The organism is uncultured Anaerovibrio sp., assembly GCF_947302755.1.
GTDB lineage: Bacteria > Bacillota > Negativicutes > Selenomonadales > Selenomonadaceae > Anaerovibrio.
This window is the reverse complement of sequence record NZ_CAMYWM010000068.1, coordinates 1-13532: the sequence shown is the minus strand read 5'-3', so window position 1 is coordinate 13532 and position 13532 is coordinate 1. Positions and strand designations below refer to the sequence as shown.

Below are 13532 nucleotides of genomic sequence, written 5' to 3'. Positions count from 1 at the left end.
TATGAGATTTTCACCTTTTTTTATTGGCATCTAAATTATATCCGTGAATAGTAACTTACATTATTATTGAATGAGACTTATTCAGTGGAAGATTTATAGGCCCATTGAATGAAGTCGAATTAATCCAGAGCATATGGGTGCTTTTCTCCCACCTTGGAGGAAGGAGACTTAGCACCCGTTAGCCTGGGATTAAAGTTAGAATAATTCACATGGTACTTTTATCTCCCCCTGAATTTAACTGTACAGCTGCCGCCTCCCGGCATCCCTTAGTGAAAAAATGAAATTTTATTTTTTGACCTATTGACTTTTTGACTTATTCGTGTATAATAACAATTGAGGAAAGGGAAAAGCCCAAAGGGCCCCACCTCAGCCGATTAAATCAAATATCTAAAATGAAAGGGGATCGTTATTATGTTTGGCTTAGTTCCATTTGCTATGAGAAAGGATTTGGCAAGAGAGGAAGACGGCTTCGATCGCCTGTTCAACTGGATGAACCAACCACTTTCCAGCTTCTTCAGCGATACAGGCTTTACCGGCAAATCCTTCAGCGTCGATGTAAAGGATAATGGTGACAGCTATGAGCTGAAGGCTGAATTACCGGGCTTTGCCAGGGAGGATGTTCATCTCTCCTATAAAGATAATTATCTTTCCATCTCCGCCAACAAGGAAAGCTCCAAGGATGAAAAGGATGATCAGGGCAATTACATTCGCCGTGAACGGTACTGCGGCAGCATGAGCCGTTCCTTCTACATCGACAACATCGATGAGAACAAGTGCAATGCGGAGTTTAAGGATGGCATACTCACCGTAACCATGCCAAAGCTGGCTGCACCAGTTGAAGTCGTTACCGAAGAAATTCCAATTCGTTGATGGGCATTAACAAGCTAAACAAGGCATTATCACCATGACTTAATGGAGGTGATGCAGATAAAAGGATACGTGAAAAAGAACGAGCTTCTGCCAATAACAGATACTCGTTCTTTTTTTAACCTCATCCACCGCTCATTCATACAGGCGACGCGTAGCTAGTCCTGTAAGGGCGACGCAAAGCTTGTCATTTAGAGCTTCCCCTCAAGGGGGAGGCTGTACGTCACATGGGTATAGGCTACTCTCTATATGGGGTAAGCATTATCATGGGAATAGCCAAAAATACGGGAATAATGCTTATCATCAGTGCCCTTTCCAAGCCAATATAGTCGCCCAATACAGCTGTTACCGCTGCTCCGATGCTGCCTATACCATAGCATAGACCCATCATCATGCCGCTGGCCACCCCTATATATTGGGGCATAAGATGACCGGTCCACACGATGGAGCTGGGCTGGGGGGCCATCAACAGGGCACCGGCCAAAAACAGGGCAATAATTGCTATCACACTGTCACCGGGCATCATAAAGAAATATATTACCGGAGCTATGGACAATACCAGAGAATAAACCATTACCCTTTTATGATTTGTCCTATCCCCTATCTCCCCACCAAAGAGGCCGCCCATGGCAGAGCCAACTAAAAATACTCCCAGCATGGTACCGGACATAACCGCCGATACACCCTTACTCTGCATTAAAAGGGGGAGAAAGGTTACTACACTGACATGGGTCCAGCATCTAAAGCCCATGGACAGATTAAGGCGCACCACGTCCATATTCTTCAAAATATGCGTAAAATCCGTATTACCGTCGGCACTAGATGGCTTATCCCCCTTGGAGGGCAAATTCCAAATATTGGTACAGATATAGGCTATCGCCAGGGCTACGCCAGGAATAATCAATACAGGCAAGCTCTCCAGAGGAAACTTATCAAGGAAAGCCACTACCACCACCGGGGCCAAGGCAAAGCCAATATTGCCACCGGCCACATAAAAGGACACAGACCGTCCCATATTCATCCTACTGCTTACCCTTCTCAGCAGGGAGGTTCCCAGAGGATGATAGGCTGATACCGCCACCCCCAACAAGGCGCACAGCAAAAAAAGTGCCAGCTTGTTGGGCGAATAGCCCACACAGCACATAAACACTCCGGAGAGTGCTACAGCGTATACCATACTTTTACTGAAATTATGCCGGTCAAAAATATAGCCAAATATTGGCTGGAGTAAATTGGCTGTAATGGACAGTACCATAACCAATAGGCCGCACATGGTAAGGGACATATCCATTTTGACCATGATTATGGGCAGCAGCACCGGCAAAAAATTATTATAAAAGTCTATCATAAAGTGACCACCGGCCAGAAGAAATACTCCCGTCCTCGGTCCGCATTTTATGGTGTCCATAAATAACCACCTCATCCTTCCAGCTATATGGACTTAACGCAATCATCCCCCAATATTTCCTTAAGCAGGGCAATTGCCTCCTCCGAGCCATCCATCCACATGGCCCGCTCAGTCTTAATTAGCTTTTTGCGATCAGAATAATAAATAAATACGATGTGATCCCCTTGATGGGTGGTAAGTACATTCTTTACAGCCTTATAAACGGCCTCATTTTCATGGGCTGCGCTGATGGCCAGATAAATATCCGGCTTATAATCCCGCAGGAGACACACCCTGTCCGCCAAAAGCTTAATGCCATCATCAGTATAATTAATTTTACCGGCTATCATCACCGCCGAGTCAGGCTCCAAAGAATTGACACAGCTGTAGAACACCTTGGGGAATACCACCACTTCAATAGAATGGGAAAAATCCTCCACCTCCAGGAAGCACATGGTATCACCCTTTTTGGTGGCAATTCGTTTGGCACTCACTACCACCCATTTTTACCGTTTTGCCATCCTTCAGCTTTCCGGACAAAATATCACCGATGCCCGTGAAGCCATTAATAATATCTGCGTACTCATCCAGGGGATGGCCCGTAATATAAAAACCGGTGATTTCCTTTTCCCATAACAGCATGGTACTGCGATCCACCTCAGGAATATCCTTTAATTTTATTTCAGATACACCATTTATTTCTTCATCGTCAAAGAGCCCCAGCTGACCGGAGGCCTTATCCTTTTGGGCTACTGCCGCCGCATCCACGGTCTGGGACAGCACCTCCAACAGCTGAGAGCGCTTTGCTCCAATGGAATCAAAGGCACCGCATTTTATCAGGCTCTCAATAACCCGCTTATTAATGGTCCGCATATCAATGCGGCTGCAAAAGTCCATTAATGAAGTAAATGGGCCACCGGCTGCCCGTTCCTCTTCCAGATTTTGCATGGCAGCATCGCCCACATTCTTCACAGCGGCCAAGCCAAAGCGAATAGCCGATCCATCCACACTGAAGCTCACCGAGCTGGCATTTACATCTGGCGGTAATACGGAAATCCCCATACGACGGCACTGCTCTATATAGACACTGACCTTATCCGTAGTATCCATAACGCTGGTAAGCATAGCCGCCATAAATTCCTCGGGATAGTTGGCCTTTATGTAGGCGGTTTGCCAGGCCACATAGGCATAGGCCGCACTATGGGATTTATTAAAGCCATAATCGGCGAAATGGGTAAGCAAATCAAATATCTTATTGGCCAAATCCACATCTATTCCGTTACCTTCGCAGCCCTTAAGAAAATTTTCCTTTTGGGCCATCAAAATAGCCGCCTTCTTCTTCCCCATGGCCCGGCGCAGCAGGTCTGCCTGACCCAGGGTAAAGCCTGCCAATACCTGGACAATCTGCATTACCTGCTCCTGATAGAGCACTACGCCGAAGGTTTCCTTAAGGATAGGCTCCAAAAGAGGGTGCATATAGGTTACTTCCTTTTTGCCATGACGACCGGCAATAAAGTCATCCACCATGCCGCTGCCCAATGGACCGGGGCGATAAAGAGCCACCAGGGGAATAAGGTCCGTGAAGCCCTCCGGCCTAAGCTCCTTAATAATATTGGTCATGCCACTGGATTCCATCTGAAACACGGCACCGGTATGACCGGCACAAAGCATTTCCGAGGTTTTGCTATCCACCAGCGGAATACTTCGCAAATCCACATCCAGTCCACGATTTTTCTTGATATTTTTTATGGCATCATCCAGAACCGTCAAGGTGCGCAGACCCAGAAAATCCATTTTCAGCAGGCCCAGCTCCTCCACATGGTCCTTATCGTATTGGGTCACCAGGGTACCGTCAGATACCATTACCGGCAAATAATCCGTAAGGGGGTTCCGGGCAATCACAATGCCTGCAGCATGGGTAGACGAGTGTCTTGGCAGCCCTTCCACGCCCATGGCAAAATCCAACAGACGTTGGACCTCCTCCGAGTCATCATAAAGAGTCTTTAACTCCTTGGTGCTGTCCAAGGCTTTTTTTATGGTAATTCCCAGTTCGGCAGGTATCAGCTTCGTTACCCTGGATACATCACTATAGGACATATTAAGAGCCCGGCCCACATCCCGAATAGCACCCTTGGCTGCCATGGTGCCAAAGGTCACAATCTGAGCCACATGATCCTCGCCGTAGCGGCGTTTGACGTATTCAATAACCTCTTCACGGCGCACATAACAAAAATCCACGTCAATATCCGGCATGGTCACCCGCTCCGGGTTGAGAAACCGCTCAAAGAGAAGGGAATATTTAAGCGGATCAATATCCGTAATACCCAACAGGTAAGCCACAATACTGCCCGCTGCCGAGCCTCGTCCAGGGCCAACCGGAATTTGTTGACTTCGGGCATAATTAATAAAATCCCACACTATAAGGAAGTAGCTGTCAAAGCCCATGGTGTGAATAACGCCCAGCTCATACTCCAGACGCTCACGGACTTCCCTGGTTTCCTCGGGATAATGGGAGGACAGATTGTCTTCGCACAGCTTTCGCAGATACTCCTCGTCTGTCATGCCCTCCGGCAATGGGAACAATGGCAGATGGCGATTTTCAAAATCAAAATCCACATGACAGCGCTCAGCAATCTTTACCGTATTTGACATGGCCTCAGGATATTCAGGGAAAAGCTTGGCCATTTCCTCAGGACTCTTAAGATAGAACTCCTGACCAAAAAACTTCATGCGGCTGGGATCATCCACGGTTTTGCTCATCTGAATACAGAGAAGAATATCGTGGAACTCACTGGCCTCACGGGTCAGATAATGGGCATCATTTGTAGCCACCAGTCCGATATTGTACTTTTTAGCAAGCTCAATAAGGCCCTTATTGGCCTTAACCTCCTGCTCCATGCCGTGGTACTGAATTTCAATAAAGAAATTTTCCCGGCCAAAAATCTCCAGATAATCCTGCAAGGACTTTTCCGCCCTGTCCATATCCCCACGAAGAATCCAGGCAGGAATTTCACCGGCGATGCAGGCACTGAGGCAAATAATTCCCTCATGATATTCACGCAGCAGGTCCTTGTCAATGCGGGGCTTGTAGTACATTCCCTCAATATTGGCCTTGGACACCAGCTGGACTAAATTTTTATAGCCGGCAGCATTTTCCGCCAGCAAAATAAGATGGTAATACTTTGTACCATCCACCTCAAAATTCTCCCGACGATCCCGGGGAGCCATATAAACCTCACAGCCAATAACAGGATTTATCCCCTCCGCCTTGGCTGCCTTATAAAAATCAATAACACCAAACATGTTACCATGGTCAGTAATGGCCAGGTGCTTCATTCCCAGCTCCTTGGCCCGCTTCACCAATGGCTTTATCCTATTTGCACCATCCAGCAGGCTGTACTCCGTATGTACGTGGAGATGGGCAAAGGGTATATTATTTTCAAGCATACTTTCTTCCACGCTTAATCCTCCAAAGTTTTACTCATCTTTATATTATACCCTATATGCGCATATTTTTCCCTGTTAATTTATAATTCAGACTGCTCTCCCTACCTTTGGCTAAAATTCTCCTATGTTTTCTACAAACGAAAGAACAATTCCTACTCTATCACACAAACCCAATAGCAGTCTTAGGCTTTTTGTACATCTTTTCTGCATTTACAGAAAAATCCTCTGCCGTAAGTGAAGTTAAATCCTTACGGCTTATATTTTTGCCATTGGATGCTTTTATAAGTCTATCTGACTGCTTCATCATTGCCTGTTCCAAAAGATTTCTGGCAAAACGCCCATTACCAAATTCCGATTGCCCGCAGGCACATTTGAAGATGTCCAGACACTTTTCCCGCACCTCATCGTCAATTACATACCCCTTATTTTTTACCATAAGCTCAAGAATTTGAAGCATCTCCTCAGCATTATAGTCAGGAAAATCCAAATGAAAAGCGATACGGCTTCTCAGTCCTTCATTTTCCGACAAAAAATGCTCCATTTTATCGGGATACCCAGCGAAAATAACGATGACATTATCCCTTCTGTTCTCCATTTCCTGAACAATAGTATTTATGGCCTCCGCCCCAAAGGAATTTGTATCATCCACTAATGCATAGGCCTCATCAATGAATAATATACCTCCCATGGCTTCACGGAATTTTTTCTGTACGATTTGAGCAGTCCAGCCCACATATTTGCCTACCAGGTCAGCATGGCCACATTCCACAAAATGCCCCGTTTCCAGTACACCTTCCTGTTTTAAAATTTCCGCCATAAGACGAGCAACCGTGGTTTTGGCACTACCCGGATTACCGGTAAAAAGCATGTGCTGGGATACATTGTAGTTATCCAGCCCCAATTTGCTTCTGGACTGTCTAATTTTGGCAGTATTAATAATTTGGTCCACCAATGCCTTTATATTCACAAGCCCCACCATATTCTTAAGTTCTTCATAAGGCTTGTTGCCTTTCTTCTTTTCTTTGATAGCAACCTTTTCAACAGCCTTATATGCTTTGTAAGCCTTGCTTTTCAGCCCATTACTAAACCATTTATTATAGGTTTTATATACTTCAGTTGCCGTAAAGGTCTTGGTTTGGGATGGCAATGCCCTTTCCAATTCTCCCCGGGATGCCTTGAATTGTGATTTTGTTGTAAGCTTTTCCAAGTAATTGACCGCCTGTTCCTTATCTCCCCGTCCTTCGCAGATTTCTATCAAGTGTATGTCTTCCTGGACAGAAGCAATAAGACCTTTGCTAAACCCAGGATTTTCCAAGATCTGAACCAAAAAGCAAAGTGTATAAAGCTGATTATCCATCACTGACTTTGCAATAAAATCCACTACCTCCCGATAAGCCGAAGCATACACTCCATGATCTTCATCTGTTCCACTCATATCAATAGCCACAGCCGAGCCTCTGCCCGTTTTAAACATTTGCTGAAATTCTTCATCATCATAGCAGTGCTCACTAATGTTATTAACATAGCTCACCCGTCCGCCCAGAAGCCGCTTATTTGCCTTCAATGCAAAAACAAGAAGGCTAATAATATCATTAGCAGCCTGTACTGTGCCAGCTTTAATAACATAATGCACGGGATTACCATAATATTTCTTTTCATTCTGGCGGGAATAAATTCTGTCAATCTCCTCCAACAGACTTTGATCAGCCATAATTTCATCAGCAAGGCTTTTAATTTTTCTTTTTGTGATGTTCTCCTGCCGATATACATGTTCTTGAACACGAAACCGTCTGTTTGCAAAGTAATCAAGCCCCAGCTTATTTACTATATTCCAGCCACTATAAAAGTTCTTGTCATCTGCCTTATCCAGAAGTTTATTAAATTCTTTTACCGAAATCTCGTGAATATTATCCACTATCACCTTTTTAACGGCATAGTTATCCAAAAAATGATTCTTAAGCCACTTTTCACAGTCCTTTAAAGTAATTTTTTCCAAATTGCAGGCCCAAACTATATCCCAGCGTCCGTATTCACCACTAACAACCGCAACACTCAGGTTGTCATCCAGACCGCAGCAAAACCCAAGATCATCGTTAACATCATTAATAATGCGGACAATTTTTTTATCATCAATTTCCGGATTCAAGGTTTCCTTATCATTATTTCCACACTGTAGGGACTCATATATCAATTCAGCTTTGTAAATAATCATGTTGCCCGCCTCCATTTTTAGTAGCCATATTTTTTAAATATCATCTGTTTCTTTTATATGTATTCTACAATATGCAATGTACATTTTTTTGTACATTAAAATTAATTAATCAACATTGAAGTTGCTTTTACATCTATACATTAACCAGCTTCTTATTGTGGCATGTTACGGATTTGATTTAGTATAACAAAGCTAATGTACATTTAATTGCGCATATAAAAAAACCAGATGATTTGCTAAACCATCTGGGAAGCAGAGCTCACTAAAAAATCAAAATTTTCTTCCAGTACAAAACCACTCCAAGTATCTGCATACTGTAATAGCAATGTCAGTGGTGTTTCATTGGTAGCAACACTTCGGTTATCCTCCACATACTGCCCATCATGATATACAATGGCCTGTACCTCTTCCTCGGTCAGTGGAAATCGTTGTGCCACCAAATACAGACTCCGCACAGGAACACTCAAATAAGTTAGGTTTCCATTCCAGTAATACGGATTCTTGTATTTGCTGTCTGGTGGATTTTTGATATAGAGAGGATTTCCCGGCATTCCCGTTTTACCCAAATCATGCATAAGAGCAACGATTACACAGCTTTCATCGGAAATTTCCGGGGCAATTGCTGCCTTTATTTTAAGCATAGTTTCCGCCACATTAATGCTATGCTCCAATAACCCCTGCTCACAGTTAAGGTGGTATTTTGTAGATGCCGGAGCTGTAAGATATACAGTTTCTTTTTCTACAAATTCCATTAATTTTTCAAACTGTTCCCGCCGTTCCACCACCTTATCTTTCAATACTTTAAGCCGTTTCATCAGCCCTGCTGTTCTAATATCCTTTTGATCTGTCATTATATTGCACCTCCGTAATGCATTTCTTACATAATTATCTATCCTTGGTTATAATATATCAAAATCAATGTACATTATAATGCACATTAAAACTCCCAGATGATTTTTCATAATCACCTAGGAGCTCTAACATTTTAATTCAACTACCTTTTTTATTATTTTGTTCGGCCAACCATTTCTGATGAATAGCATACCATTTCTTACTACTACTACCTAATCTGGCAATTTGTCTTGGGTGGGCTAAAGGTAATACTTTTATCATTTTTCCACCAATTGCAACATCGGTACACTTACCATACTCAAATAATTTTCTGTACTCATCAAGCCCCCTATATGGCACCTTTACAACCTTTTTTAAGTATTGTTGTATTGGCTTATCTCCAAGTAAAATTAGCAAATCTGCTTGGGATTCCAGTAACTCCTTGGTAATCTCTTTAATCCGTTCTTTATCGCAAAATTTTTCTGGTTTTTTAGGTACTGTCACCTCACTCAAGCCTTCATTAGCAAGTTTTTCCAAAAACGGATTATATTTTTTGGATATTGCAACTAGCTGTCCACCGTTAAGCCGACTCTCCGGCAACAAATCACACAGCCATGCATCGTTTCTCTCAAATCCCAACGGAGCCAATATTCTTTCATCCAACGCCTTGGCAGAGGGACCGTTTAAATTCTTATCTGGTAATTCAAGATGCCCCAGTTCAGATGGAATTTCAATTCTATTGATTATTTCTTTGGCTTCCTTTTCATTGCCATCCCAGAAAATTTGTGGTTCACTGGCCACAGCCAATGCCTTACATACTATTTTACCATTTTTATCAACCCATTTAGCATGAACTGCACTGGCGTAGACCCCTAACACAAAAACCTTCTTCGGGTTCCGATCATCCTGAACTACTGGATGCACATATTCACCGAAAGGAAACTGATACCCATTGGACATACACAAATTCCTCCTTAATTCACTCGCGCTTTTCAATAAAAAAATATTCTTCTATGTATCATTTGATTATATGTTTAATTTTTTTAACCACCAGAGATTTCCTCAAATCTTATTCTTTTAAACTTCAGTTGTTTCAAATAATGCTAATCCTTATACTTCCTCCACATTCTGTCTATTTCCTTTTTTATTTCCTTACGTAAATCCACAGGTTTCAGCAGCTCCACCTTGGGACCGTATTGGATTGCCCAGTACTTCACAGCCTTTAGATTGCATTTAACCCGGATTACAATATAGTCCTTATCCTTCTTTTCTATGGTGAAATCTGTACCAAACCAGTCCACCAGAGTTGTCATCATTTTAGGATTTGTTTTAATTTCAACCCAATCACTTTTCCCGCTGAACATTGATATATGCTCCGCCATGTACTGGGGTAAATAAAAGCCATTGGCGTCAAATTCCTCCAGATTCTTTGAATCCTTGCGTCTTTCCTCCAAAAGCTTCACATCGGTCATTTTGTCTATGCGTAAATGTATCATATCGTCAAATTGATCCATATTCCCCACAAGATAAAAATTCCCGTTATTTTCCACCATCTGATATGGATTTATGATATATGGATTACCATCATTTTTGGGGTGTAATTTAAAATCAGTACCCACTTCATTGTAGATGCACTGTATTTTCTTGCCAGCAGCTATGGCATCCATTATCACATCCAACGATCCCATTACCTGCCTATTTATAGTATGCTTAAGGGCCGACAAATTATAAATATGCTTAACCTTGTCCTTAAAAGATTTGCTGCCAAAATCCTTGAGCTTGTTTATCAGCCTCTCTGCCGTAGCATAGGGAATTATTTTTAAAAAGAGCACGCAGTCTATCAAAAGCCGTAAGTCCGCATCGTCAAATTCCCTTTCCATCAGCTTGTAGCCTTTTTCTTTTCCTTTTTCGTGTTCAATTTGCCACTCCATATCTTTTAAATCATCAATATATGATTTAACAGTGCGCCGATCACATGTAATGCCATAATCCTGTTCTAATTTTTCAATTATTCCCTGCTGGGTCAGGGCATGATCTTCATCCGTGTACTCCCGCAATATATTAAGGATACACATATTCACTTTTTTCTTGCTACCATACATATTATCACCTGCTTTTATTATTCAAAGTTGTCATTTGATTTCACGTCAAAACTGCATTCTTTATACTAATTATCGTTCCCTTAACATAATATATCAAATTCAATGTACAAATTTTTGCACATAAAGGTACTAAGGATAAAAAAACAGCCACCCGCTAGGATGGTGGCTGTTTATTCATCAAGGTCCATAAAACGCCTATGAATGATTAAATGTAATCAATAGGCAAAGCTATGGTTCGTTCATTTAGCCATAAGGGCTGTTCATACATACAGAGGATTGTTCCCAAGCCGCGTTGGCGACCTTTTATTTTATCAATAACATCAAAGGTGTTGGTCATACTTAGTTTTGGGTTTGCAGACATTTTTATTTCTATAGGATATATGACATCCCCATCCTCAATCAACAGATCAATGTCGGATTCACGGCTGGCTGATTTGTCTTTACCACGATAATAGGTAACTTGCATCCGATAGTCCAGACCGCTATTAGTAAATGATTTTAGGATTTCCGATACCACGAAGGTTTCAAACAGTTCTCCTGCCATAGCTCCATTCATGGCTGTTTCCGGACTTTGATATTTGGTGAGGAAACATACTAGGCCTGTGTCACGGAAATAGAGCTTAGGTGTTTTAATAGCTCTTCTCAAAGCAGAATTAGAGAATGGTTGCAATATGTATATAAGTCCAGATGCTTCGAGAATAGATGTCCATTCTTTGGCAGTAGCAGGAGTGATATCAGCTTGTTCAGCAACCTTGCTGTAATTAAGCATTTGACCAGTACGGGCTGCCATGGCAGTCAAAAACCTCATAAATTTCATATGATCCTTTATTTTTGTCAAATCATTGACATCACGGCTAAGGTAAGTTTGCACATAAGAAGAATAGAACATCTGCCAATCCACATCATTTTCATAAAGAGCAGGATAACTCCCTCTGTGTATTAGCTGCCATATATTGGAATGACTTTTCCGTGAATGACTGCGACTAGAAATATATTCCTTATTAGGTATAAAAGGTTGATTAAAATCTATTCCATCTATTTCCCGGAGAGATAGTCCAGAAAGCTCGAAAATGGCAATTCGTCCAGCTAATGATTCAGATACATGCTTCATCAGTTGGAATGACTGAGAGCCGGTCAATGCAAATAATCCCTTTTCATTGCTTTTGTCACATTCTATTTTGATGTAGGGAAAAAGCTCCTGTATATATTGCACTTCATCCAAAGTAATAGGACAACGGTTATTAAGAAAGAACATCCCCGGCTCATTCTGAGCTTGAGATAAAAGCAATGGATTATCAAAAGTTATGTAATTTTGGTCTGGAAAAACTTCCTTTAGTAGAGTTGATTTTCCGACCTGTCGTGAGCCTGTAACTAATAAAGCCTTGAATGATTTATTTGCTTTTAAAAGACTTTGCTCAATATGGCGTTTTATATAGGACAAAACAAACACCTCCGACTAATTTATAGTTCAATTATAAATTAGTCGGAGGTGCAGGTCAATAACAATCAAACCTTGTTATAATCACCTTATAGTAAAGTTTGCTTATATCACCTGTACATCTATTTTTATCTATGTCAATAGCATATTTCGTGCAAATTGTTGATATTGCACGAAAATATAATTATAATATAGTCAAGGAGATGATTTTATGGCTAAGACAACCAGCACAAATATTAGTATAAGAATGGACGCTGATTTAAAAGCCGCTGCCGAAGAATTATTCGCAGATCTTGGTATGAATATCAGCACTGCATTTAATATTTTTGTAAGACAGTCATTGCGTGAAGGTCGTATTCCATTCAACATATCACGAGCAGCCCCTAATGATAAAACCATTGCTGCCATGCTTGAAGCCGACAGAATATCCAAAGACCCCAAAGTAAAGGGTTATCATGATATTGATGAAATGTTTGAGGATATTTTAGCATGACAAAATATACTGTAAAATACACATCCCAATTTAAAAAGGATATCAAACGAGCCCAAAAATCAAATCGGGATATTGAATTGTTAAAGAGCATTGTGAAAAAACTTGCCAATGGTGAGGAATTAGAATCTAAATATAATGACCATCCACTAAAAGGAAACTGGATTACTCACCGAGAATGTCACATACAACCGGACTGGCTTCTTATTTATAAAATTGAAGCTGATGTCCTGGTTCTCACACTTTCAAGAACCGGTACCCATAGTGAACTATTCAAAAAATAAACTGATGATGTCCCCAAGGAATGGACAATAACATCAATTAATATATCAAAATAAATGCACATTATAACGAGCTTTCCATAGCAAATTCTATTTTCAGCACCCTGCCCATTCCCGCGGTTAAATGATGCAAGGTTTTTTTCCTTCCGCTGTCTTACCGTTCCATTTGAAATTGCTACCACCTGCATAAAAATACCTCTTTTCTGTATAAAAATTATTTTTGAAAGAGGCAAAAATCCGGGAAAAATCGGCCTTCCCGTGCAAAAAATGTAAATAAAATGCGCCTAAATTGACGCAATTTTGCTTTTTATGGATCGAGTAGGAGGAGGATTTAAATAAATCCTCCGACCTCTCACACCACCGTGCGTACCGTTCGGTACACGGCGGTTCTCTAGTTTTCACAAATATGCAGATAATAGCTGGTCATAGGCATATAGCCTTGGCTGGCTATTTCTTTATCTGAAAGAATTTGGTTCA

Annotated in this window: 9 protein-coding genes and 1 pseudogene; 3 read left to right on the top strand and 7 right to left on the bottom strand. The window is 41.6% G+C overall.

The window, feature by feature from the left end; translation table 11 throughout:
- Window positions 1–411 precede the first annotated feature (411 nt).
- The gene (locus Q0Y54_RS07850) at window positions 412–870 is read left to right on the top strand and encodes an Hsp20/alpha crystallin family protein (protein WP_297966042.1); all 459 of its coding nucleotides are present in this window, start codon (window positions 412–414) and stop codon (window positions 868–870) included.
- A 235-nt stretch (window positions 871–1105) separates the two neighbouring features.
- Here Q0Y54_RS07850 and Q0Y54_RS07845 read toward each other — a convergent pair whose 3' ends face one another.
- The 7 genes and pseudogenes from Q0Y54_RS07845 to Q0Y54_RS07815 all read right to left on the bottom strand — a co-directional run bounded on the left by Q0Y54_RS07845 (window position 1106) and on the right by Q0Y54_RS07815 (window position 12287).
- Entirely contained in the window at window positions 1106–2275 is a 1170-nt protein-coding gene (locus tag Q0Y54_RS07845; protein WP_297966040.1) for an MFS transporter, read from the bottom strand.
- A 23-nt stretch (window positions 2276–2298) separates the two neighbouring features.
- Window positions 2299–5701 (bottom strand): annotated as a pseudogene (locus Q0Y54_RS07840) (DNA polymerase III subunit alpha).
- A gap of 160 nt (window positions 5702–5861) precedes the next feature.
- On the bottom strand, window positions 5862–7913 hold the full coding sequence (locus Q0Y54_RS07835) for an AAA family ATPase (protein WP_297966038.1): 2052 nt from the start codon (window positions 7911–7913) through the stop codon (window positions 5862–5864).
- A gap of 236 nt (window positions 7914–8149) precedes the next feature.
- Entirely contained in the window at window positions 8150–8764 is a 615-nt protein-coding gene (locus tag Q0Y54_RS07830; protein WP_297966036.1) for an HD domain-containing protein, read from the bottom strand.
- A 139-nt stretch (window positions 8765–8903) separates the two neighbouring features.
- Window positions 8904–9704 (bottom strand): hypothetical protein, encoded by an 801-nt coding sequence (locus tag Q0Y54_RS07825; protein WP_297966034.1) that lies wholly within the window; start codon window positions 9702–9704, stop codon window positions 8904–8906.
- Between the two features lie 143 nt (window positions 9705–9847).
- A complete protein-coding gene (locus Q0Y54_RS07820; protein ID WP_297966032.1) occupies window positions 9848–10846 on the bottom strand; it encodes a YafY family protein in 999 nt (332 codons plus the stop codon).
- Window positions 10847–11051: 205 nt separating this feature from the next.
- Complete coding sequence (locus Q0Y54_RS07815) at window positions 11052–12287, bottom strand: ATP-binding protein (RefSeq protein WP_297966030.1); 1236 nt, start codon at window positions 12285–12287, stop codon at window positions 11052–11054.
- A gap of 208 nt (window positions 12288–12495) precedes the next feature.
- Here Q0Y54_RS07815 and Q0Y54_RS07810 point away from each other — a divergent pair, with 208 nt between their 5' ends.
- Window positions 12496–12777 (top strand): type II toxin-antitoxin system RelB/DinJ family antitoxin, encoded by a 282-nt coding sequence (locus Q0Y54_RS07810; RefSeq protein ID WP_297966028.1) that lies wholly within the window; start codon window positions 12496–12498, stop codon window positions 12775–12777.
- Window positions 12774–13058 (top strand): type II toxin-antitoxin system YafQ family toxin, encoded by a 285-nt coding sequence (locus tag Q0Y54_RS07805; RefSeq protein ID WP_297966026.1) that lies wholly within the window; start codon window positions 12774–12776, stop codon window positions 13056–13058. Before Q0Y54_RS07810 ends, Q0Y54_RS07805 begins: the two co-directional genes overlap by 4 nt.
- Window positions 13059–13532 lie beyond the last annotated feature (474 nt).